The sequence below is a fragment of the Herbiconiux liukaitaii genome (assembly GCF_041927495.1).
GTDB lineage: Bacteria > Actinomycetota > Actinomycetes > Actinomycetales > Microbacteriaceae > Herbiconiux > Herbiconiux liukaitaii.
In genome coordinates this window covers 323388-346381 of the sequence record NZ_JBHFHG010000007.1, presented here as the reverse complement: position 1 = coordinate 346381, position 22994 = coordinate 323388, and the positions used below count along the sequence as shown (strand labels likewise).

Here is a 22994-nt window from a genome sequence, read left to right as displayed (position 1 = left end):
GCCCTACGCGCTCCGGAACTCCGGCTCTCGCAGGGTCTGCACGCCCAGGAAGAACTCGCGGGCCGCGACCGGGTCGCCCTCCACGCGCTGGTACTGCTCGAAGGCCTCGTCGATGTCGGCCTGCACGCCGTCGTAGACGAGGTGCTTGAAACGACTCGCGGTGGGCGACGCCTTCTCGAGGAACGCGGTGCGGCGGCGCGTGGCGTAGTCGTCGAGAGCACTGCCATCCGCCTCGCCCGCGATGACCGCCCCCAGGCGGTCGACGAGCAGCTCCACGTCGAAAACCCCCGTGGTGAGCCCCATCGCGCCCGTCGGGTTGGTGAGGTGCGCGGCATCCCCCGCAAGCAGCACCCGCCCCACGCGATACGTCTCGGCCGAGCGCTGGTGCATGTGGTACGGCGAGTACTGCACGAGCTCGTACTCCTTGCGGCCGGCAGCACCGGGCAGGAAGGCCTGCAGGAAGTCGTCGATCCGCTCGGGGATCGTCTCCTCGGGCAGCTCCTCGCTCTCGGCGAAGGTCACCCGCCACAGCCCCTCGCGGTCGAGCAGCGCCACGATGCAGCCGAGCTCGGCATCCATCACCATGTTCGCCCGGTTGAAACCGTGCGCCTCGAAGTCGAAGCGGATGTTCGTGGCCACGAACCGGTCGTCCCAGGTCATGCCGGGAAAGCCGAGACCGAGGCTCGTGCGCACGGCGCTCCGACCGCCGTCGGCACCGATCACCCAGTCGGCGCGGATCGACTCGCCCGATTCCAGCATCACGGTGACGGAGTCGTCAACCTGCTCGAGCGACACCACTCCCTCTCCCCAGCGGATCTCGGCCTCCGGCAGTCGCGCGAGGTGGTCGAGGCAGATCTGGCCGAGCCTGTCCTGACCGAGGTTGAGGTTGTAGGGGTAGGGCACGACGCCCGCGATGGCCTCCTGGCCGATGAGCACCGACTCACCCGTCGACGGCTTGCGGAACGCGTTGCCCCGCACGATCACGCCCTCCGCCTCGGCGTCTTCGCGCACCCCGAACTTCTCGAGCACCTCGAGCACGCACCAGTGGTAGACGGCGGCACGGGGGGAATCGTTGAGTCGCGTGTCCTTCTCCACGACCGTCACGCGGATGCCTCGCTGCGCGAGGGCCAGCGCCGAGAGCAACCCCACAGGGCCTGCGCCGACGACGATCACCTGGGGTGTGCTCATCCAGACCTCACTGTCTCGGAAGCGGATGCCTCGTGAGGTGATCCGACTGTCTTACAATCCGAGGTCCATCTTCGCACTCCGATGGGCCGAGCGCCATGGGGGATCGCTCGGCTCCCGAGACGGCCGTTACGCCGCCGCGGGCGTCGACGCGAAGCCGAGCCAGGTGTGGCGGTTGCCCGCCCAGCACCAGCCGACCTTCGGGGCTCCGCGGCGCAGGCGACCGTCGCGCCCGCTGCCACCCGAGATCCAGATGGCGGGGGTGCGCGTGTCGAGCCCGCCGTCGACCTTCTTGCGCGATCCGATGGTCATGAAGCAGTGGCCGGGCTCGAGCAGGTCGGGCTGCTGCAGCAGCCAGCTGAGGCCCTCGTTGACGGTGAGCGGACGGCGACCGCGAGCGGAGAGCTCGGGCAGGGCCTCGTCGGGTGTGCGGTTGGCGAGATCGTCGCCACGCTCAATGCCGTGCACGAGGTAGAGCGGCTGCTCGGTGAGGCGGAGCTCGTCGAGGGGTGCGAAGTCGTCGAGGTCGGTCATGTCCTCCACCACGAAGCCGCGCTTGCCGCCGCGCTGCAGCAGGGTGGCGAGCTTCGACGGCGGCGCGATGCAGGGGTTCACCACGAGGATCGAGTCGGGCCGCGCACGCAGCTTGCTCGCGTAGCTGCGCAGCTCCTCGGGGCTCACGCCTGCGGCCTCGGGCAGGCCGAGCTCGATGAGGCGAGCGAGCTGCTCGGTGATGGTGGGGGTGCGGGTGGTGGCGTCGGTCGTGAAGGTCAGGGACATGATGGGCGCCTCTCGTGCCGGATATGCACCCCAACGCCGAACCCCCCACCCCTATTCCACCCTCCCGGCCCGAGACGCGCCTGCAGTGCGCCCGAGCGGGTTCTCAGGCGACGCCGTCGGCGTCGAGGTTGGGGCTGTCGGCGTGCTCGTCGGCGGAAGGTTCGGGCTCGAGGCCCGAGCCGGTGACCGTCTCGGCCACGGGGTCGTCGGGGTCGGCGACGCGCTCCTCGTAGGCGAACTCGTCGAGGTCCGGATCGCGGTCGGCGTCGTCGGGCGTGGCGGCTCCCGCGAGCTTCTCGCCGTCGGCGCGCGAGCGATCGGTGCGGTCGTTTGCTGTGGGGTCGAGGTCAGGCGCGTCGTTGTCGGTGGGGTCGAGGTCGTCGGTGCTCATGCGGTCTCCGCATCCGTCGTGGTCGGAGCCGAGTGCTGCCGATGGGCGCGAGCCTACGACGGAAGGTCTCGAGCGCCGAGCGCTGCTCGACGGATGCCGGGGCTGCGAGAACGGAACGGCGAGCGGATGCGGATGCGGGCTCGGTGGCAGGGTGCGGATGGCGGGTGCAAGTGCGGGTGCAGGTGCGGGGTCCTTAGAGGGCCTCGACGTAGAGCCAGTGGCCGTTCTCGCGGAGGAAGCGGCTGCGCTCGTGCACCTCGCCGGCCGTCGCGAGCGGGCGGTCGGGCTTGGGGCGGTAGCGGGCGCGGAACTCGACCTCGCCCTCGGTGTCGAGCACGCCCCCCGCCCGGCGGTCGAGGATGTCGAGGCGGTACCAGCGCACGTCGTCGTCGAGCTCGAGCGCAGGCGGACGGGTGCTCGGATGCCAGCTGGCCCGCAGGTAGTCCGCGTCGCCGATCGCGAAGGCCGAGTAGCGCGAGCGCATGAGCCGCTCGGCTGTGGGGGCCGCGGCGTCACCGCGGTGGTAGAGCCCGCAGCACTCGCCGTAGGTGCTCCCGCTCAGGCAGGGGCAGCGTGTGGAGTCGTCGATCGCGGGCACCGGATCATTATCGATCCGCGCGGGAGGGCGACGCCACCGTGCCCGCCTAGCCTGGGAGGTGTGATGCGGAGCGCGACGTGACGAGTGGAGAGCGGATGCCCGCTCGACAGGGTGGACCTGATCGGCAGGGTGGGGTCGTCGTGCGGCCCGATGGTGTGGCCGTCGCCTGGGAGGCGCTGGGCGATGTGGCGCATCCGGTGGTGCTGCTCGTGCACGGCTTCGCCTCGAGTCGCGAGGGCAACTGGCTGCGGGCGCGCTGGGCCGAGCCGCTGCTCGAGGCCGGGTTCCGCGTGGTGACGGCCGACCTGCGCGGCCACGGCGAGAGCGGCCGGCCCCGCGCGCTCGCGGCCTACGGCCTGGCGCGCTTCCGCGGCGACCTCGTGGCCGTGCTCGATGCGGCGGGCACCGGCGGACACGAGCTGCCGGGCGAGGGCGAGGGCGAAGGTGCGGGCACCGGCACCGGCACCGGCACGGACACCGGCACCGTCACAGGCACGGGCACCGGCACCGTCACAGACACCAACACCGGCTCAGGCACGGATCCCGTCCATGTCATCGGGTACTCGCTGGGCGCGCGCCTGGCGTGGGACCTGGCGCTCCGCCATCCGCAGCGCGTGCGCTCGCTCGTGCTCGGCGGCGCTCCCGTCACCGGCTCGTTCGCGGGCTTCGACCACGCGGCGGCCCTGTCGGCGCTCGCCGAAAGCGATGACCAAGCGGATGCCGCGCCGGCCGATGCCGTGACCGCGCGCTACCTGCGCATGGCCCGCGGGGTGCCCGGCAACGACCCGCACGCGCTCGTGCGGGTGGCCGAGGCGATGCGGCGTCACGGCTTCGACCCCGCCGCCCGCGTGCCCCGCCAGCCGATGCTCTTCGTGGTGGGCGCCGACGACGACCTCGCTCCCGCCGTGCGCCAGACGGCCGCGAGCATCCCGCACGCCGACTTCGTAGAGCTGCCCGGCCGCGACCATCTCAGCGCCGTCACCTCCCGCGTCTTCAAGCAGGCGGCGGTGGGCTTTCTGCAGCGGGCCGGCGAGGCGCACGCCGCTTCTGCACCGCCTGGATAGGCCCGAGCAGCAGCAGCGCGAAGAGGGAGAACAGGCCCAGCCCCGGCACGATCTGCGACAGCACGAGCGCCACCACGAGCATCCCGAGCGCGGTGAGCGACGGCCACATCGAGAGGGTGCCCCGCACATCAGGTGCCTGCAGCTCGGGGTGGCGGATGACGATCCAGTGCGAGAGCGACGCCGCAGCGCTCGTGAGCACCATGGTGCCGATGTAGAGCAGCACGGTGGCCTGCGACGTGTTGCCCCCCTGTGCCATGAGCTCGGTGGGGAAGGGCAGGAACACGATCGTGAGCAGCCAGAACAGGTTCGTCCACATGAGCGCCGTGTTGTAGTCGGAGTACTGCTCGAACGCGCGATGATGCGCGAGCCAGAACCGGCCGATCACCGCGAAGCTGATCGCGAAGACCATGAGCGACGGCCACTCCTTGTCGAGCAGCTCACCGAGCGTCGCATCGCCCAGCTCGCCCGCGACATCGACGAGCGGCAGGATCAGGAGTGTGATGGCGATCGCCACGACGGCATCGCTGAAGTTGACCAGCCGGTCGAAACCGCGCTCGGTGCGCTTGAGCGCGGCACGGTTCGCGGGGGCTCTGCTCATGTGCCCATTATCGCGATCCGAGGCGATCAGGAATACACACGGCCTCCGACCGGTTGCACGCTAAAGTACTTTACAGGGGGCAATCATCTCGGACCAGAACTTCACGTCGATCGACACCGCCAGCACACCGTGGCTGACGGATGACCAGCGCGCACGCCTGCGCCGGCCCGTCAATCAGCGCGCCGTCGTGTTCACCCTCGCCTTCACGGGGCTCATCGCCGCGTTCATGATGACGCTGCTCACCCCGCTCGTTCCCTCCCTCCCCGATCTCCTCGGCGTCTCGGCCGAGGACTCGCAGTGGGCCGTGACCGTCACCCTCCTGGCCGCCGCGGTGGCCACCCCCATCTCGGGCCGCCTCGGCGACCTCTACGGCAAGCGCCGCATGGTGCTCGTGCTGCTGCTGCTCGTGATCGCCGGATCGGCCGTGGCCTTCTTCGCCGACGACCTCATCCTCCTCATCGTGGGCCGGGCCCTGCAGGGTGTGGGCCTCGGTGTCATCCCGCTCGGCGTCAGCATCCTCCGCGACGTGCTGCACCGCGATCGCCTCGGCGGCGCCGTGGCCCTCGTGAGCGCCACGCTCGGTGTGGGCGGCGCGGTCGGGCTGCCCGTGGCCGCCGCCATCTCGCAGTACCTCGACTGGCACCTGCTGTTCGTGCTCTCCGGAGTGCTCGCGGCCGTCGGCTTCGTTCTCGTGCTCAAGCTCATCCCGGTGAGCACGCTGCGCAGCGAGGGCACCTTCGACGTGCTCGGCGCGATCGGTCTCGGCATCGGCCTCATCGGCGTGCTCCTCGGCATCACGAAGGGCGGCAGCTGGGGCTGGGGCAGCCCCATCACGCTCGGTCTGCTCGCGGGCGGGCTCGTCGTGCTCCTGCTCTGGGGCGTCTACGAGCTCCGCATCAAGAGCCCACTCATCGACCTGCGGATCGCCGCCAGGCGCACGGTGCTGCTCACCAACCTCGCCTCGGTGACCGTGGGCTTCGCGTTCTTCGCGAGCACCGTGGTGCTGCCGCAGATCCTCGAGGCGTCACCCGCGACCGGAATCGGCCTCGGACAGTCGATGCTCGTGGCGAGCCTCTGCCTCATGCCCTCCGGCCTCGTGATGTGGGCGATGTCGCCCGTCGCGGCTCGGCTCACCCGCGCGCGGGGCGCTCGCACGAGCCTGCTGCTCGGCATCGTGATCATCGCCGTGGCGTACCTCATCGCCGTGTTCCTCATGACCGAGATCTGGCACATGGTGGTCATAGCCACGGCCGTCGGCTTCGGTGTGGGATTCGCCTACGCGGCCATGCCCACGCTCATCATGGGCGCCGTTCCCGCCACCGAGACGGCCGGCTCGAACGGCCTCAACTCCGTCATGCGCACCCTCGGCTCCACGCTGGCGAGTGCGGTGCTCGGCGTGGTGCTCTCGGCCAACATCGTCGGATCCGGCGAGCTCGCGACCCCGAGCGCCACCGGATTCCAGCTCGCGTTCATCATCTCGGGCGTCGCCGCGGTGGCGGGCGTTGTGGTGGCCGTGTTCATCCCGCGCCACCACAAGGCCTACCGGGGTGCGAGCATCCCGGACGCCGACGACGTGGCGTAGAGCAGGCAGACCGCTCAGCGCGGGGTCGCCAGGGTCGCCGGGATCGCCGGGCCTCAGACGGCCGAGATGGTCCAGGATGCCGTGGCCCGCTCGCCCGGCTGGATCAGGATCAGGTCGCGGCCCGTGTTGAACGCATCGGGCGGGCACGTCATGGGCTCGACCGCCAGGCCGATCCGCGGGCGCACCGGGTCGAGGTCGGCGGTGTGGATCTGCACCCAGCCGCACTCCTCGCCGAAGCTCATCCGCACGCCGCTGCCACTCGCATCCGTCACCCTCACCGTCGCCGTGCCGGAGGAGTCGCGGGTGAGGCCCGTGTAGGCGTGGTCGATGGCCGTCTCGGCGAGCACCCGCGGGGTGCGGAAGTCGAAGACGCCGCGCGCCTCGGTCTCCACGGCCACGAGCTCGAGGGGGATGAGCCGATCCGGTGTGACCGTGAGCACCTCGGCGGCGGGCAGATCGAGCGTCCACTCCTCGAGCGGGGCGGGGCCGGCCACGAGGTACGGATGCGGTCCGGTGCCGTAGGGCGCGGCGGTCGAGCCCGTGTTGACGGCGGTCACGCTCTGGTGCAGGCCGTCGTCGTCGAGGCGGTACTCCACCTCGATCGCGAGCCGGTGCGGGTAGCCCGCCTGGGCCGGGATCTCGGCCCGGAAGACCACGGAGTCGACCGACCTGTCGGTCACGGTGTACTCGAGCCAGGTCGCGAGGCCGTGCAGGGCGTGACCGCGAGAGGGCTCGGTGAGCGCGAGCTGCCGTTCCTCTCCCTCGAACGTGTAGCGGCCGTCGACCACCCGGTTCGGCCACGGCACGAGGGTGACGCCGCGGTAGGCGGGGCGCACCTCGTCGGCCTCGAACGGCACCACGAGGTCGCGACCGTCGTGCTGCAGCAGGCGCAGGCTCGCGCCCACGCCGGCGAGCGAGGCGCGGTAGGCGCCGTGCTCGAGATCGATGCGGGTTCCGGAGAGGGGGGCGGATGCGGGCACGGTGCTCCTTCGAACGGTTCAGATCAACGCTAGCCCGTCGTGCCGGGGCCCGCCGCCGCTCTTCCGTGCCGTGCGGAGGGCATCGCGGTACCCTGGCAGCGTCCTGGACGTTGCAGAAGAGTAAGGAATCACCATGACTGATGACTACAAGCCCCCGGTCCCGCCCCAGTCTTCGCCTCCGCCCGCCGCTCCGCAGTACCAGTCCGCGCCGCCGGTGAACCAGCAGGGCTACGGCCAGCAGCAGGGCTACGGCCAGCAGCCCGCCGCCGTGCCCGGCAAGACCATGGGCCTCGTCGGCATGATCATCTCGATCGTCTCGTTCTTCGTGTTCCCCCTGGTCGGCCACATCGCCGGCATCATCGTGAGCGCCATCGCGAAGAAGCAGTCCAAGAACGGCGGGGTGCCCAAGAACACACCCGCCACCGTCGGCATCATCCTCGGCATCATCGGCGTGGTGCTGAGCATCATCGGAATCATCCTGTTCATCGCGCTGATCGCCGGTGTCGTCGCCGAGTGCAACACGCTCGGCCCGGGGTACCACGAGCTCGACGGTCGCACCGTCACCTGCGGCTGATAACGCAACTTCTCGTTCGAGCCTGTATCCCGCGTCACAAAAAGACGCGAGGGTGCAGGCTCGAACTAATGTGGAGAGCAAGCTTCACGGCAGGACACGATCGCGCCGGGCCCCGATCCCGGTCTCATTGAGAAGGACCCATCCCATGGCAGCTCGCATCTACGACGACGTCACCGCACTGGTCGGCCGCACCCCCCTCGTGCGCATCAACCGCCTCGCCGAGGGCACCGGCGCCACGGTGCTCGGCAAGCTCGAGTTCTACAACCCCGCCAACAGCGTGAAGGACCGGATCGGCGTGGCCATCGTGGATGCAGCCGAGAAGTCGGGCGCTCTGCAGCCAGGCGGCACGATCGTGGAGGGCACGAGCGGCAACACGGGCATCGCGCTCGCCATGGTGGGGGCGGCCCGCGGGTACAAGGTCGTGCTGACGATGCCGGAGACCGCGTCGTCCGAGCGCCGTGTCGTGATGCGCGCCTACGGCGCCGAGCTCGTGCTCACCCCTGGCCCGGAGGGCATCAAGGGCGCACTGGCGAAGGCCGAGGAGATCGTGGCATCGACGCCCAACTCGATCCTCGCCCACCAGTTCGAGAACGAGGCGAACCCGGCGGTGCACCGCGCGACCACGGCCGAGGAGATCTGGGAGGACACGGACGGGGCCGTCGACATCTTCGTGGCCGGCATCGGCACGGGCGGCACCATCACGGGTGTGGGTCAGGTGCTCAAGGAGCGCAAGCCCGGTGTGCAGGTCATCGGCGTCGAGCCCCTCGACTCGCCACTGCTCACGCAGGGCAAGGCCGGGCCGCACAAGATCCAGGGCATCGGCGCCAACATCGTGCCGCCTATTCTCGACCGCGAGATCTACGACGAGATCATCGACGTGTCGCTCGACGACTCGCTCGTCACGGCCCGTCGCCTCGCTAGCGAGGAGGGCATCATGGCGGGCATCTCGTCGGGAGCCATCCTGTGGGCGGCCGTCGAGGTCGCGAAGCGCCCCGAGAACGCCGGCAAGACGATCGTGGCCATCGTCTGCGACCTGGGTGAGCGCTACATCTCGACCCCGCTGTGGGCCGGCCTCGCCGACTGAGCCGCTGCTCGTGAGCGGTGGTGCCGGGCGGGTGCCCGGTGGTGGATCGGCGCGTGGCGCTCTGGGCGCTCCGGGTGCCCTTCGCCGGGTGCTCGGGCGGGTGCGGGAGGACGTGCGGGCGGCCAGGCAGCATGATCCCGCCGCCCGGAGCGACGTCGAGGTCGTGCTCGCCTACCCCGGGGTGCACGCGGTGTGGGTCTACCGGGTGGCGCACCGCTGGTGGAGGAGCCCGGGCCTCAAGCTGCCCGCGCGGTTGCTGTCGCAGTTCGCGCGCTTCCTCACGGGCGTCGAGATCCACCCCGGCGCGCGCATCGGCCGGCGCCTCTTCATCGACCACGGCATGGGGGTCGTGATCGGCGAGACCGCCGTGATCGGCGACGACGTCATGCTCTACCACGGCGTCACCCTCGGCGGTCGAAGCGCCCGGCGCGAGAAGCGGCACCCCACGCTCGGCGACCGCGTGGTGGTGGGTGCCAACGCCACCGTGCTCGGCCCCGTCGTCATCGGCGCCGACGCGGCCGTGGGCGCCGGAGCGGTCGTGGTGAAGGATGCCCTGCCCGGCGCGGTGCTCGTCGGCATCCCGGCCCGCGACATCACCCACCTCCCGGCCCACACAGCCGCCCCCGCGGCCACGCGCGAGTCGCTCACCGACCCCGCCTTCTACCTCGACCCCGCCATCTACATCTGAGGATTGCTCGGCATCTGGTAGTGTCCTCCCATCATCGCGTCCTGTTGTGGTGATGGGCGGAGGGTCTCGTGAGGCGAGCAGTGCTGGCGATGGTTGCAGTTGCGACGGCTCTGGCGACAGCGGGAGTTGTATCCCCGAGCGCCATGTCGACGGCATCGGTCGTGGCGGTTGCTGATCTCATCCCGCCCTCTGTCACGCGGCTCGCGAGCACTACCGCGGCCGGCGCTGGGGCCAGCGGGCCCTCGCGACTTGCCTCGGTCTCGCAAGACGGCCGGTACGTCGCGTTCTCGTCCTCGGCCAGTGATCTGACCTCGACCTCCACCTCCGGCACCGACCAGGTCTATCTCCGAGACACGGTCGAGGGTACAACGACGCTCCTCAGCGCCGGGGTCGGTGCCGTTCCCGGGGATGCGCGCTCCTATGCGCCGAGCATCTCCGCCGACGGATCGCGGGTCTCCTACATCTCATACGCCAGCAACATCGCGGTCGGCACGCGGTCTCGAACCTCGCAAGTGCTGCTGTGGACGAGGGGGGCGGCCGGCGCCCAACTGGTCACCTTGAACACCGACCCCGTCCCCGTCGGTTCGTCCGGCACTGCAGATCAGGCAGTGATCTCCGGTGATGGTGAAACGGTGGTCTTCACCAGTCGTGCGAGCGATCTGACTGCCGCGAACTCGCGGGGCGAGACCCAGGTCTACAGCCGCTCACTCCGCACTCGCGCGACGACCCTGCTCAGCTCGGTGCCCGGTGCGCCGCTTCAAGGGACTCCGAATGGCGCTCGGGACATCTCCGTCTCGTTCGACGGATCGACGGTCGCCTTCGTCAGCGAAGACTCGTTCACGAGCACGCCGTCGAACGCTGTTCCGCAGGTCTTCGTGAAGAACGTTCCGGCCGATCGGGTAGTGCTGGCGAGTGTCTCGAGGGATGGCGCCAACCCTGCCTGGAGGTCGGCGGGTTCACCATCGCTGTCGGCCGACGGGAAGACCGTGGCCTTTGCGAGCGACGCTGAGAACCTGGCTGATCTCGATCCGGCTGGGGCGACACAGGTCTGGTCCCGTGATCTCGACGAGGGAATCACTCGTCTCGAGTCAGCTGACCCGGCAGGAAACCCCTCGCGGTGGTCGAGTGAGAGACCGAGGCTCTCCGGCGACGCGAACACGATCGTCTTCTCCTCGTCCGGCGCGAACCTGACGCCCGAGGCGTCGCGCGCTGAATGGAAACCCCGGCAGGTCTATCTCCGCAACCGCACAACGGGTGAGACGAGGCTCGTCTCAATCGCGGCCGATGGGTTGCTCGCGGGGGATTCCGACGGGTACAACGCGAACGTGAGCAGCGACGGTCGGGTGGTCGTGTGGGAGTCGCAGGCGGGGAATCTCATCGCCGGTGGGCCGACGCGGTTGCAGGTGTATCAGCGCAACATGACAGAGGTTGCGGGCGTGCAGCGGTTGGGCGGTGCGGACCGGTATGTCGTGTCGGCGGCGATCTCGCGGGATGCCTTCGCGGAGGGGGTGCCTGTGGCCTATGTGGCCTCGGGAGCTGGATTCGCCGACGCGCTCTCCGGATCGGCGGTCGCCGGTATCCGCCATGGACCGGTGCTGCTGGTGGGCAAGAGCTCGATCCCCCAGGCCGTCTCCGACGAGCTCGCCCGGCTGAAACCGAAGAGCATTGTGGTGCTCGGTGGCCCTAATTCCGTCGATCCCCTCGTTGAACAAGCCATGTTCGCCTACACGGGGTCGGTGACGCGGGTCGGCGGCGCCGACCGCTACGAGGTCTCGGCCAACCTCGCTAACTCGATCGATTGGGCACAGGTCGGCAGGCCGCCCGGCCAGCCGGTGGCATTTGTGGCCTCGGGCGAGGTGTTCCCCGACGCGCTCTCCGGCTCCGCCGCGGCGGGCCGCCTCGGCCCAGTCATCCTCGCGTCGAAGGGCGGGTTCTCCGCGCCCGCCCTGGCGGCTCTGCAGACGGCCGCCCCGAAGTCGATCGTGCTGCTCGGCGGGCAGGCCACACTCTCGGACGCCGTCATGCTGCAGTCCGGCACCGTGGCCCAGACCTCACGGATCGGCGGTGCCGACCGCTTCGCGGTGTCGGCCTCCGTCTCCGAGAAGCACTTCGATCCGGGCCTCCGCACCGTCTACGTCGCCTCTGGGGCGGTGTTCCCCGACGCGCTGTCGGGATCCGCGGCGGCCGCTCTCCGCGATGCTCCCGTGCTCTTGGTGCAGGCCGGTTCCGTGCCCGAGAAGGTCGCCGCTGAACTGGACCGGCTGGACCCGGTGCGCATCGTCGTGCTGGGGGGACCGAGCTCGGTCAGCGACGCCGTGGTGGCCCAGCTCGCGCAGTACGTGGTCGCGCCGAGGTGAGGGTTGACCCGGTGTCGGGGGTCATGTGTACGTTGTTCACATGAGCTTCGAGCAGCCTGTGCAGGCCACCCCTCAACCCGCCGAGACCGCCGGCGCGGCCGACGCGCATCCGCACTGGAAGCGCAACGTCGGGCTGTTCCTGAGCGGGCAGACCGTGTCGCTTTTCGGATCGATGATCGTGCAGTACGCGGTCATGTGGTACGTCACGTTCGAGACGAGATCCGGCCTCGCCATCGCCCTCTACGCGGTCGCCGCCTTCCTCCCGCAGGGTGTGGTGTCGATCTTCGGCGGCGTGCTCGCCGACCGCATGAACCGGCGCGTGCTCGTCATGGTGGCCGACGGCACGATCGCGGCGGTCACCCTCGTGCTGGCCCTGCTCATGCTCAACGGCATCACCGACCTGTGGATCATCCTGCTCGCCGTCGCCGCCCGCTCGATCGGGGCGGGGGTGCAGACGCCAGCGGTGCAGGCGATGATCCCGCAGATCGTGCCGCCCGAGCACCTCATGCGAGTGAACGGGCTGTTCCAGACCATCCAGTCCGCCATGGCCCTGCTCGCCCCGGCCGCCGCCGGTGCGGTGTTCGGCATCTTCGGCATCGTTCCGGTCTTCTTCATCGACGTGGTGACCGCAGCCATCGGCATCCTCCTGCTGGCCTTCGTGGCGGTGCCCACCCTCGCCTCGATCGCCGAGAAGACCTCGAGCTACCGGCAAGATCTGGTGGAGGGCATGCGCTACATCTGGACCCACAGGATCGTGCGCTGGCTGCTCGTGGTCTTCGCCATCATCTTCCTGCTCACCGTGGCGCCGTCGTTCATCACCCCGCTCATGGTGGCGCGGAGCTTCGGCAGCGAGGTGTGGATGGTGACGGTGCTCGAGATCGCCTTCAGCGTGGGCATGCTGCTGGGCGGGGTGCTCGTGTCGACCGTGCTCGCCAAGCGCAGTCGGATCGGCCTCATCCTGGGTGCCTCGTTCGGGTTCGCCGTGTGCACGGTCGGGCTGGGCCTCAGCCCCAACCTCTGGGTGTTCTACGCGTTCATGTTCCTGTTCGGTCTCGGAGTGCCGCTCTTCTCGGCCCCGTTCATGACGCTGGTGCAGGAGACGGTGCAGCCCGAGATGCACGGGCGGGTGTTCAGCTACGTGGGCATCGTCATGGCGCTCGCGACACCCATCGGCATGTCGGTGTTCGGGCCGCTCGCCGATGTGGTGAGCGTGCAGATGCTGCTCATCGGCGGTGGCGTGGCCACGGTGCTCGTGATGGTCGTGGCCATCATGCTCCCCTCGGGGCGCGCGGCGATCAGGGCGGCGAACGCCACGAAGTCCGAGGAGGACGCGGGAGCGGAGGTGGGCACGCGGGCCGGCGAGGGCAAGGGGGTGACCGAAGGAGACGGGTAGGAGCAGGCTCGGGGGCATGACAGACGAGCCGCTCGACGACCGACCCGCAGTGACAGACCCAGCAGGCGCGGACCCCGATCCTCGCCAGCGGCCGGGTGCGGTCCACACCCGCCCAGCCGGCGTGAGCGACGAGACGGTCGCCGCGCTCGGCAAGCTCTCCGAGGCGCTCGAGGTGGTGGAGCAGGCGCGCGGCATGCTCTACGGCTTCCACCGCCTCACCGGAACCGCCGACCTGGCGCTCGGCGAGGCCGTCGACCTGCTCCGCTCGGCGGGCCACGGTGCGGTGGCCGACCAGATCGACCGCACGCTCGTGGGCCGCAACGTGATCGACGGCCGGTGGACCTTCCAGATCGTCGAGGACTACGACGACGGCTACTACGCGGCTTTCCGCGCCGCCGACACCTCGGCGCGCGAGGCCCTGGCCGGCGGGCGGCGCCACCTCTTCGAGGCGGAGATGAAGGAGGACCGCCGCACCCACGGAGCGCCGGGGCACGAAGCCCGGCCCTGACCAGGGGCTCCGATCCGCCGCAGGGCCGGTCCAGCCTTAGGGCCGGTCTCGCCTTGGGGTCGGTCCCGCCTTGGGGCCGGTCCCGCTTCAGGCCTCGGCGCCCAGCAGCAGCTCGATGTTCTGCGGTCCCGCCTCGAGCGAACCGGACTCGATTCGTCGTGCGAGGTCGGCCACGAGCGAATTGTGCGGAGCACTACCACCCAGCCGTGCCTGCTCGCGGGCGACGAGCCCGTTGAGCTGATCGGCCTCCGAGCGGCGGCCCTTCCGCCAGTCCTGCAGCACGGTGGTCATCGTGTCGGGCAGCGTGTACCGGTCGAGCACGATGTCGAGCAGATCCTCGGCGAAGCGGTCGGGGTCGGTGGGGGAAGCACCTTCTGCGGGGGCGGCCATGCCGAAGATCGGGATGGTGCGATTGCCGAGTGCGACCGCCGTGCGCACCGCCTCTTTGCCCGTCTCCACCATGAACGAGCGCATGCCGGGCACCTTCTCGGCGTCGGCCAGCGGCAGGTCGAGGATGGCGGAGGGCACCAGTTCGGCGGCGTTCACGACGAGCTTCATCCACTTCGACGAGCGGATGTCGGCGGAGATCTCCACGACCCCGGCATGTCGCAGCACCTCGGCCACCTCGGGCTCCCGCCCGGCGGTGGAGGCATGGAAGCTCCCGAGCGCGAACCACAGCGGAGCCTGCTGGTTCACGATGCCGGGTTCGAACATGTTCGCGGCCACCTCGATCACGGCACCGAGCGTGCGGTGGGCGCCGAGGACATCCGCCATGTCGTCGAGCGTCATGCCGTTCTGCAGGCCGACGGCGAGGCCGCCCTCGGCCAGCAGCGGCCTGATGAGCGCGCACGCCCACCGGGTGTCATACGCCTTGACGGCCACGAAGACGATATCGAACGGCCGACGGATCTCGGCCACCTGGCAGAGGTGCAGCACCTCGACCCGGGTGACGGTCGTGCCGGAGGCCGTGTGCACGGTCACGCCGTCGCGGCGCATCGCCTCGACGTTCTCGGGCCACTGCTCGATGAACGTGACGTCGAGCCCCGCCCGCGTGAGGTCGGCGCCGATGGCGGCACCGTTCGCCCCGGTCCCGACCACAGCGACCCTCACGAGCCCGACCCCGCTGACGACGGCGACCCCGCTGAAGACCCCGACCCCTCTGCCGACGAATGGAAGGCTCGCTCCCGCAGCGGCTCGACCTGGTGCAAGCCGCGTTCGGCGTCGCCGCGTTCGATCTCCCGAGCCAGCTCGACCATCGCGGTGTTCACCGGCGCCGATCCACTGTGCGCAGCGAGCGTCGCCACCACGTGGCCGTTCAGCTCGTCGACCTCGCTGTGTCTGCCCTTGATCCAGTCCTGCAGCACGGTCGAGCGCGAGTGGGTGAGCACATAGTGGGCGAGCAGCTCATCGAGGATCGTCTCGACGAACGTCTCCGGGGTGGTCTCGGCCATGCCGAAGATCGGGCGGATGGTCGCGCCGTCGAGCTGGGCGGCCCTGACCGCCTCGTTGCCGGCCTCGAGCATGAGCTCGCGCATCTGCGGATGCCGGGCGCTGTCGGCGATCGACAGGTCGACGATGGCCGAGGGCACGAGCTCGGCCGCGTTCAGGATGAGCTTCATCCACTTCGCGGAGTGGATGTCGGTGGTCTCCTCCACCGTGCCGGCATGGCGGAGCAGCTCGGCCACGAGCGGCACCCGGCCCGCGGCGGCGGGGTGCACAGCCCCGACGGCGAACCACGAGCGGTCGTGTGCGCTGTGGCGCTCGACGACTCCGGGGGTGTACATCGCCGAGGTGATCTCGATCACGGCGCCCACCGCACGGTGCTCGCCCAGCACCTCGGCCAGCACCTCGCCCGTCATGCCGTTCTGCACGCCCACCACCACGCCATCGTCGGCCACGTAGGGCTTGATGAGTTCGGCGGCCCAGCGGGTGTCGTACGCCTTCACGAGCAGCAGCACGACGTCGAAGGGGCGGCGGAGCGTGGCGACCTCGCAGAGGTGCAGGATCTCGACGGGGGTGACCGTCGCATCCCCCGCCAGCTCGACCCGTACGCCGTCGCGGCGGATCGTCTCGACGTTGTCGGGCCACTGGTCGATGAACGTCACGTCGAGCCCCGCGCGCACGAGATCGACGCCGATGGCCGACCCGTTGGCGCCCGTGCCGAGAACGGCGATGCGCGGCCCCGACGCGAGGTCGGAACCCTGTGGTGTGTGCTCCATCGCACCTTCCCTGTCCCGCGTCCGCTGTGCAGCTGAGATGCACATGACAGCGCTGATCGACAGTGTTAGCGTACATCGTGATCGACATCGGACCCATGATCCCGAGGTGAGACCGTCAGCGAAGACCTCTCACTCCCCAGGCGAAGGACACACGACATGACTGAACGACTCACCGGAAAGACCATCATCGTCACGGGCGGAGGCTCGGGCATCGGGGCGGGCATCGGGCACGGACTCGCCGCCGAGGGGGCGAACGTCGTGCTCGCCGACCTCAACCTCGAGGCCGCCCAGAAGGTGGCGGACGACATCACCGCCGAGGGCGGCAGCGCGCTCGCCGTGCAGGTCGACATCACCGACCGCGCCGCCGTGGCCGCCGGGATCGCGACCACGGTGGAGGCCTTCGGTCGCCTCGACGTCTACTTCAACAACGCCGGCATGAACTCGCCCATGAAGTTCCTCGAGATCACCGAGCAGAACTTCGAGCTCATCATGAAGGTCAACGCCCTCGGCGTGCTCATCGGCACCCAGGAGGCCGCCAAGCAGTTCATCACCCAGGGCGGCGGAGGCAAGATCGTGAACACGGCCTCCATCGCGGGTCGCACCGGCTTCGCGAGCTTCGCGCCCTACAGCGCCGCCAAGGCCGCCGTCATCTCGCTGACCCAGGCGGGCGCGCGGTCGCTCGCGCCCGAGGGCATCACGGTCAACGCCTTCGCACCCGGTGTGGTCGCGACCCCGCTCTGGAAGAAGCTCGACGCCGACCTCGAGAAGATGGGTGAGGGCGACTCCGGCTTCGACTCGATGGCCTCCGGCATCCTGCTCGGCCGCCCCGCCGAGCCCGAGGACATCTCGCCCACGGCGATCTTCCTCGCCTCGAGCGATTCGGACTACATCACCGGACAGGTGATGGCCATCGAGGGCGGCATGATCCTCGTCTGAGCCGCGTGCGGCGGTGCGAGCCGCCGACGAGCGACAGCGGGACGGGCTGGAGGGCCCCGGTCACCCCTCCAGCGCGTCGCGCAGCGCCACGGCCGCCTCGATCAGCGCGAGATGGCTGAGCCCCTGCGGCAGGTTGCCGAGGAAGGAGTGGTCATCGGCCGAGATCATCTCGGCATACAGCCCCACGTCGTTGCCGAGGGCCACGAGCTCGTCCATGCGCTCCTTCGCCTCGTCCACGCGGCCGAGGTGGGTGAACGCCTCCACGAGCCAGAAGGCGCACGCCACGAAGGTGCCCTCCTCCTCCCACACATCGGAGTAGCGGTAGAGCAGCGGGCCGGCCGAGAGCTCCTCGTCGATGCGCGCGACCGTCTGCTCGATCCGCTCGCGGGGCCCGAACTCGCGGGCGGCGTGCAGCAGGATCGAGGCGTCGAGCGCATCCGACCCCGGGTGCATCGTGTACGCCTGTCGAGACTCCGACCAGGCCTCCTCGGCCAGCCACTCCTCGATGAGGCCCCGATTCCTGTGCCAGTGCTCGAGGTCGTCGTCGGTGGGCTTGATCTCGCCGAGCGACGCCAGGTGGATGGCATCCGAGATGGCCTGCCAGCAGCCGATCTTACTCGAGGTGTAGTGCTCGATCTCGGGCAGTTCCCACATGCCGGAGTCCTTCTTCTGCCAGTTGCGGCAGGCGGAATCGGTGAACTTCACGAGCAGCTCGCTCGTGCGCTCGTCGAGGATGTTGCCCGCCTCCACGTAGCGGCGCATGATGCCCACCACGTCGGCGAACACCCCGAGCTGCAGCTGTCCTGAGGCGTCGTTGCCCACGAGCACGGGGCCGATGCCGTTCCAGCCCTCGGCGGGTACCACGCGCACCTCGCCCGACCCAGGACCCTTCGGCACCGTGCCGTCGAGCTCGAAGAAGATGTGCATGTCGCCCTCGAAGCCCTTGAGCGTCTTGAGCACCCACGAGACCGCCGCGTGGGTCTCCTCGCGCAGGCCGAAGCCGATGAGGGCACCGACCGTGTAGGCGAGGTCGCGCACCCAGGCGAAGCGGTAGTCGTAGTTCTTGCCGCCGTGGAGGTTCTCCGGCAGCCCCGTGGTGGCGGCCGCGGCGATCGCCCCCGTGGGGCTGAAGATGAGCAGCTTGAGGGCCAGAGCACTCCTCCGCACGGCCTCCGCCCACGGGCCCTCGTAGTCGAACTCGTCGAGCCAGCCGGCCCAGCTCGCGACCGTGCGGTCGATGCCGCGATCCACGTTGCCGATGTCGGGCACGTGGATGGGCTCGTCGTCGGTGCCGCAGAGGGCGATGACATGGCGCGATCCCGGTGCCGTGGTGAAGGCGCCGAAGAACGAGAGCGGGCCGTCGGGGAATCCGTCGGAGGGCTCGTGCGGATCGAGCCTGCCGTGCTCGGAGCCCACCAGCACGAGGTCGATGTGGCCTGCGCGCAGCAGCGGGCCGTGCAGGGTGTCGATGCGCTGCACCGCCCTGCCCTCCTCATCGAAGACGTTGCCCGGCACGACGGCCCAGCGCATGGGCACCTCGCCCTCCACACCGTCGACCCGGCGGGCGAGCTCGAGCCAGGGCAGGCGGCCGGCCACGCCGGTCACGAGGGCGTCGGTGACGGTCACGGTGCCCGTGGAGGTGCGGAAGGTCGTGCGCAGCACGTTGCTGTCGGTCACGTACTCGCGCGTGGCCTCGAAGCCGTCCTCCTGGGGGCGCAGCTCGATGCGGCCGCCGTTCTCGGCGTCGAGCAGCCCGGCGAACACGGGAGGGGTGTGCAGAGCCGGAACCGGCAGCCAGTCGACCTGCCCGTCGAGGGCGATGAGGGCCACGGTGCGGCCGTCCCCGATGGCGGCGTAGTCGCGGAGGGGCACATAGGTGCGGAGCGGCACGAGGTCATCGGATCGGGTCATTCTCTCCTGACTACGCCACACGGGCGGCGGCGGCAACCCCGCGCGGGCGGGCAGCACCCGGCCTAGCGTCGACACCATGGCTCAGAACATGTACTCCCCCCAGGACCCGAACACCCAGTTCCCCCGCCCTCCGTTCCCGCCCCAGCAGCAGAGCGCCCCCGGTGACGTGCGCAAGATGGATCCGGCCCCTGACCACGGCGAGACCAGCTACATCGGCAACGGCCGTCTGGCCGGCCGCAAGGCGCTCGTCACAGGAGCCGACTCCGGCATCGGCCGCGCCGTCGCCATCGCCTACGCCCGTGAAGGCGCCGACGTGGCCCTCAGCTACCTCCCCGAGGAGCAGGCCCAGGCCGAAGAGGTCGCCACGCTCATCGAGGAGGCCGGTCAGAAGGCCGTGCTGCTCCCCGGCGACCTCCAGGAGGAGGCGCAGAACGAGAAGATCGTCGCCGAGACCGTGAAGGCCTTCGGAGGCCTCGACATCCTCGCCATCATCGCGGGCGTCATGCCCACGGTCGACAGCATCGACGACTTCGAGACCGCCACGCTCGACCACGTGCTGAAGGCCAACATCTACCCGCTGTTCTGGCTCACCAAGGCGGCCTCGCCGCACCTCCAGCCCGGCGCCTCGATCATCACGTGCTCGAGCATCCAGGGCTTCGTGCCGTCGCCCTCGCTCGCCGAGTACGCGGTCTCGAAGGCCGGCATCGCCAACTGGACCCGCGCCATGGCCCAGCAGCTCGCCGAGCGCGGCATCCGCGTGAACGGCGTGGCCCCCGGCCCCGTCTGGACCCCGCTGCAGCCCTCCTCGGTGCCCAACGAGAAGATCGAGTCGTTCGGCGAGGAGACCCCTCTCGGCCGCGCCGGCCAGCCGGTCGAGCTCGCACCGCCGTTCGTGTTCCTCGCCTCGCAGGAGTCGAGCTTCGTGCTGGGCGAGACCATCGCGGTCACGGGCGGCAGCCCCACCCACTAGCGCTCGGCCCACGGGGCGTCGACCGGTCGATGACCGGTCGCCCTCCCGTCACGGCCAGGTGACGAGGCCCCGGGCGGCGAGCGTGCCGCCCGGGGCGATGGCGTGCACCTCCGTGCGGCCGTCGGGCAGGTCGTGCCCGGCGATCGTGAGCGGGCGGTCGACGAAGAGCGGTGCCATCGACCGGAACGCGAAGCCCGAGGGGCGGCGTTCCGGATGCGCTTCCGCGGCGGCATCCAGCAGCAGCATGCGGGTGAGCGGCCCATGCACGAGCAGGTCGTCGAGCCCCTCGGTCTCGCGCGCCCAGACACGGTCGTAGTGCACCCGGTGCGTGTTGAAGGTGAGCGCCGAGAACCGGAACAGGTGCCGGGAATCGAGCACGCGCTCGCTCCGCCACCACTCGCCTCCGAGGTCCACCGGGTCCGCAGAGGGCGCCTCGACAGACCCGGGCGGCGTCGCCTCGAGGAACACGTCGTGCCAGATGCTCCGGATGCGCAGCTCGCCGCCCACGCGGTACTCGCGCACCGCATCCGCGAACACGAGCCGGCCGCTCCGGCCGTTCTTCTCCGTGACCTCGCCGAGCGACGTCGTCTGCTCCACGACCTCTCCGAAGCGGAGCGGCGCGAGGAACTCGGTGTCCTCGCCCGCGAAGAGCCGGCGGGGCAGGCCGAAGTCGGGGATGACGTCGGCGGAGGCGTCGGGCGACCCGTCGGCCCTGAGCCGGTCGAAGGGTGTCTCGAAGGCGAAGTACACACCCTCCCACCCCGCCGGCAGCTCGTCGCCGAGCGGAGCGGGCGTCGCGAACGTGTCGCGATAGCTCGCCGCCGGCCCCGGCCCGATCGTCTCGGTGCGCACCACGGAGGTCGCCATCACACCACCCCGCGTTCTCGCAGCCCGGCGATCCTCTCCGGCGAGTACTCGGCCAGACCCTCGAGCACGATGTCGGAGTGCTCGCCCATGCGGTTCGCCACGCGGGTGGGATCGGCGGGGGTGGCACTGAGTTTCACCGGCTGCCCGAACATGCGCAGGGTGCCGAAGGGGCCGTAGTCGGCCTCGACCACCATCTCGCGCTCGGCGGTGCCGGGATCCTCCACCACGTCGCCGATCGTCTTCACCGCGGTGAGGGGGATGATGTCGCCGGCCAGCTCCTCGAGCTCGAGGCGTGTGCGCGAGGCGAACCACGAGGTGACGAGCGGCTTGATTCGGCGCTCGTAGACCTCCTCGTCGAACCTCTTGCGCATGGTGTCGATCTCGGGATCGGAGGCCGCCTCCGGGGTGCCGAACAGCTCGCAGCTCGCCCGCCAGAGCTTGTCGGTGTAACCGCCGAAGAAGACCTGACCGTCGGCGCACGGGAACAGCTCGTACGGTCGCACCCACGCGTGCGCGTTACCGGCGGGCGAGGCCACCTTGCCGTCGACCGTGTAATCCACCACGGCGGTCTCGGTCATGGCGATGATGCTGTCGACCTGCGCCACGTCGACGAGCTGGCCCTCACCGGTCCGCTCGGCGTGCCGGAGCGCGGCCAGCGTGCCGACCACGCCGAACAGAGTGGCCGAGAGGTCGCCGATCGTGACGCCCACGCGCACGGGAGGCTGGTCTGCGTAGCCGTTCATCGACCACAGGCCGCCCGCCGCCTGGGCGGTGTTGTCGAAGGCCGGCCGTCTGCTCCGCGAGCCCGTCTGGCCGTAGCCCGAGATGGCGGTGTAGACGAGTCGCGGATTGAGCTCGATCAGCGTCTCGAAGCCGAGCCCGAGCTTCTCCATGGTGCCCGGCCGGAAGTTCTCCACGAGCACGTCGGCCTTCACCACGAGGTCGCGCAGCACCTGCTTGCCCTCCTCGCTCTTGAGGTCGAGCGCGAGGCCGAGCTTGCCGCGGTTGTACTGGGCGTAGTAGCCGCTGAACTCCTCGTCGCCCGAGGTGAGGTACGGCGGGAAGCCGCGCGAGACATCCGGATCGGCCGGGTTCTCGATCTTCACCACGGTGGCGCCGAGATCGGCGAGCATGGTGGCGGCGTAGGGGCCCGCGAGCACGCGCGAGAGGTCGAGCACGAGCACTCCGCTCAATGCGCCCGGGGTGGGGGCGAGCAGCTCGAGCGGCAGGGCGAGGGGGTTCGGTGCGGTCATGCGGTGGATCCTCGAGACGTGTTCGCGGGGGTGCGGGAGTTCTGGACGGCGGTGAGCGCTCTGACCACTCGAGAGGGCGCGGGCCGGCCGAGCTGGGTGGCCATCCACTGCGACGTGGCCACGAGGGCGTCGAGGTCGAGTCCCGTCTCGATGCCGAGGCCGTGGAGCATCCAGACCAGATCCTCGGTAGCCAGGTTACCGGCGGCGCCCGGAGCGTACGGGCAGCGGCCGAGACCGCCGGCGCTCGAGTCGAACTCGGCGACCCCTTGCTCGAGAGCGGCGAGCACGTTGGCGAGCGAGAGCCCGTAGGTGTCGTGCAGGTGCAGCGCGATGGCGTCGACGGGCACCCCGGCGGCCACGGTGAGCTCGAGCACCCGGCGCACGTGGTGCGGGGTGCCCGTGCCGATGGTGTCGGAGAGGGCGATCGTGGAGCACCCCGCGGCGTGCAGGCGAGCCGCGAACTCGGCCACACGCTCGGGGGGCACCGGCCCCTCCCACGGGTCGCCGAAGCTCATGGAGAGGTAGCCGCGCACGGGCACTCCGGCCTCCGCGGCACTGGCGGCCACCTCCGCGGCGCGCGCGAGCGAGCCCTCGGCGGTGGTGTTGAGGTTGGCGGCGGCGAAGCTGTCGGTGGCGCTCACCACCACGGAGACCGAGCGGATGCCGGCCGCGAGCGCCCGGTCGAGGCCCCTCAGGTTCGGCACGAGAGCGATCGTGCGTGGGGCGTCGGGCCCCTCCGCGTTCAGGTGACCCGTGGCGGCGAGGCCCGCCACGACCTCCTCCGCGTCGGCGAGCTGGGGGATCCAGGTGGGCGGCACGAAGCTCGTGACCTCGAGCTGCGAGACGCCGGCGGCCAGCAGCCGGCGGCAGAACTCGATCTTGGCGGCGGCGGGCAGAATGCCGGGCTCTGCCTGCAGCCCGTCGCGAGGGCCGACCTCGAAGACCCGCACGGCAGTGGGCAGCGGGGTGCCAGACGCGGAGGCGGGTGCGGGGGTCGGCTGCGGCCGGGGGAGCCAGAGCTCGGCGGGAGCCGCCGCCGCTCTGGCGCCGCTCATC

22 protein-coding genes are annotated in these 22994 nt (G+C 70.4%); 10 read left to right on the top strand and 12 right to left on the bottom strand.

All coding sequences use genetic code 11. The features are described 5' to 3' along the window. Positions 1–3 precede the first annotated feature (3 nt). From ACEXQC_RS16070 to ACEXQC_RS16055, 4 genes are all read right to left on the bottom strand, one after another. Positions 4–1188, bottom strand: a complete 1185-nt coding sequence (locus tag ACEXQC_RS16070; protein WP_374824609.1) for an FAD-dependent oxidoreductase — start codon at positions 1186–1188, stop codon at positions 4–6. A 126-nt stretch (positions 1189–1314) separates the two neighbouring features. After that, positions 1315–1965, bottom strand: coding sequence for a DUF5701 family protein (locus ACEXQC_RS16065; RefSeq protein ID WP_374824606.1), 651 nt, complete (start codon positions 1963–1965; stop codon positions 1315–1317). A gap of 103 nt (positions 1966–2068) precedes the next feature. Next, positions 2069–2356: a hypothetical protein gene (locus tag ACEXQC_RS16060; RefSeq protein ID WP_374824602.1), complete on the bottom strand. Its 288-nt coding sequence runs from the start codon at positions 2354–2356 to the stop codon at positions 2069–2071. A 193-nt stretch (positions 2357–2549) separates the two neighbouring features. Next, entirely contained in the window at positions 2550–2945 is a 396-nt protein-coding gene (locus ACEXQC_RS16055; protein ID WP_374824900.1) for a YchJ family protein, read from the bottom strand. Between the two features lie 104 nt (positions 2946–3049). Between ACEXQC_RS16055 and ACEXQC_RS16050 the strand changes: the two genes are divergently transcribed. Continuing rightward, a complete protein-coding gene (locus ACEXQC_RS16050; protein ID WP_374824599.1) occupies positions 3050–4018 on the top strand; it encodes an alpha/beta fold hydrolase in 969 nt (322 codons plus the stop codon). Here the strand turns inward: ACEXQC_RS16050 and ACEXQC_RS16045 are convergent. Continuing rightward, entirely contained in the window at positions 3948–4616 is a 669-nt protein-coding gene (locus ACEXQC_RS16045; protein WP_374824596.1) for a TMEM175 family protein, read from the bottom strand. The genes ACEXQC_RS16050 and ACEXQC_RS16045 overlap by 71 nt on opposite strands. A 187-nt stretch (positions 4617–4803) precedes the next feature. On the opposite strand from ACEXQC_RS16045, the gene ACEXQC_RS16040 reads away from it, so the two are divergent. Then, positions 4804–6198 (top strand): MFS transporter, encoded by a 1395-nt coding sequence (locus ACEXQC_RS16040; protein ID WP_374824593.1) that lies wholly within the window; start codon positions 4804–4806, stop codon positions 6196–6198. Between the two features lie 53 nt (positions 6199–6251). On the opposite strand, the gene ACEXQC_RS16035 is transcribed toward ACEXQC_RS16040, so the two are convergent. Then, positions 6252–7178, bottom strand: coding sequence for an aldose 1-epimerase family protein (locus ACEXQC_RS16035; RefSeq protein ID WP_374824590.1), 927 nt, complete (start codon positions 7176–7178; stop codon positions 6252–6254). A gap of 133 nt (positions 7179–7311) precedes the next feature. Between ACEXQC_RS16035 and ACEXQC_RS16030 the strand changes: the two genes are divergently transcribed. From ACEXQC_RS16030 to ACEXQC_RS16005, 6 genes are all read left to right on the top strand, one after another. After that, complete coding sequence (locus ACEXQC_RS16030) at positions 7312–7752, top strand: hypothetical protein (protein ID WP_374824587.1); 441 nt, start codon at positions 7312–7314, stop codon at positions 7750–7752. Positions 7753–7897: 145 nt separating this feature from the next. Further along, the gene (gene cysK / locus ACEXQC_RS16025) at positions 7898–8836 is read left to right on the top strand and encodes a cysteine synthase A (protein WP_374824584.1); all 939 of its coding nucleotides are present in this window, start codon (positions 7898–7900) and stop codon (positions 8834–8836) included. Positions 8837–8897: 61 nt separating this feature from the next. Further along, positions 8898–9524, top strand: coding sequence for a serine O-acetyltransferase EpsC (epsC, locus tag ACEXQC_RS16020; protein ID WP_374824898.1), 627 nt, complete (start codon positions 8898–8900; stop codon positions 9522–9524). A 1325-nt stretch (positions 9525–10849) separates the two neighbouring features. Next, positions 10850–11881 carry a cell wall-binding repeat-containing protein gene (locus ACEXQC_RS16015; protein WP_374824581.1) on the top strand — a complete coding sequence of 344 codons (1032 nt, stop codon included), beginning with the start codon at positions 10850–10852 and terminating at the stop codon, positions 11879–11881. Between the two features lie 40 nt (positions 11882–11921). Further along, a complete protein-coding gene (locus ACEXQC_RS16010; protein ID WP_374824578.1) occupies positions 11922–13274 on the top strand; it encodes an MFS transporter in 1353 nt (450 codons plus the stop codon). Between the two features lie 16 nt (positions 13275–13290). Then, positions 13291–13782, top strand: coding sequence for a hypothetical protein (locus tag ACEXQC_RS16005; RefSeq protein WP_374824575.1), 492 nt, complete (start codon positions 13291–13293; stop codon positions 13780–13782). Positions 13783–13869: 87 nt separating this feature from the next. Here ACEXQC_RS16005 and ACEXQC_RS16000 read toward each other — a convergent pair whose 3' ends face one another. After that, positions 13870–14880 carry a ketopantoate reductase family protein gene (locus tag ACEXQC_RS16000; RefSeq protein ID WP_374824572.1) on the bottom strand — a complete coding sequence of 337 codons (1011 nt, stop codon included), beginning with the start codon at positions 14878–14880 and terminating at the stop codon, positions 13870–13872. Positions 14881–14888: 8 nt separating this feature from the next. Continuing rightward, positions 14889–16001, bottom strand: coding sequence for a ketopantoate reductase family protein (locus tag ACEXQC_RS15995; RefSeq protein WP_374824569.1), 1113 nt, complete (start codon positions 15999–16001; stop codon positions 14889–14891). A 156-nt stretch (positions 16002–16157) separates the two neighbouring features. Here ACEXQC_RS15995 and ACEXQC_RS15990 point away from each other — a divergent pair, with 156 nt between their 5' ends. Next, entirely contained in the window at positions 16158–16937 is a 780-nt protein-coding gene (locus tag ACEXQC_RS15990) for an SDR family NAD(P)-dependent oxidoreductase (RefSeq protein WP_374824566.1), read from the top strand. A 60-nt stretch (positions 16938–16997) separates the two neighbouring features. Here ACEXQC_RS15990 and ACEXQC_RS15985 read toward each other — a convergent pair whose 3' ends face one another. Beyond that, positions 16998–18848, bottom strand: a complete 1851-nt coding sequence (locus ACEXQC_RS15985) for a glycoside hydrolase family 15 protein (RefSeq protein WP_374824563.1) — start codon at positions 18846–18848, stop codon at positions 16998–17000. A 76-nt stretch (positions 18849–18924) separates the two neighbouring features. Here ACEXQC_RS15985 and ACEXQC_RS15980 point away from each other — a divergent pair, with 76 nt between their 5' ends. Next, a complete protein-coding gene (locus ACEXQC_RS15980; protein WP_374824560.1) occupies positions 18925–19818 on the top strand; it encodes an SDR family oxidoreductase in 894 nt (297 codons plus the stop codon). A gap of 48 nt (positions 19819–19866) precedes the next feature. Here ACEXQC_RS15980 and ACEXQC_RS15975 read toward each other — a convergent pair whose 3' ends face one another. Genes ACEXQC_RS15975 through ACEXQC_RS15965 form a run of 3 tightly spaced genes read right to left on the bottom strand, consistent with a single transcriptional unit; the run spans position 19867 to position 22993 of the window. Next, positions 19867–20685, bottom strand: a complete 819-nt coding sequence (locus ACEXQC_RS15975; RefSeq protein WP_374824557.1) for an HTD2 family dehydratase — start codon at positions 20683–20685, stop codon at positions 19867–19869. After that, positions 20685–21938, bottom strand: a complete 1254-nt coding sequence (locus ACEXQC_RS15970) for a CaiB/BaiF CoA transferase family protein (protein WP_374824554.1) — start codon at positions 21936–21938, stop codon at positions 20685–20687. The genes ACEXQC_RS15975 and ACEXQC_RS15970 overlap by 1 nt, the downstream gene beginning before the upstream one ends. Further along, the gene (locus ACEXQC_RS15965; protein ID WP_374824551.1) at positions 21935–22993 is read right to left on the bottom strand and encodes a hydroxymethylglutaryl-CoA lyase; all 1059 of its coding nucleotides are present in this window, start codon (positions 22991–22993) and stop codon (positions 21935–21937) included. Before ACEXQC_RS15965 ends, ACEXQC_RS15970 begins: the two co-directional genes overlap by 4 nt. Between the last annotated feature and the right edge of the window lies 1 nt (position 22994).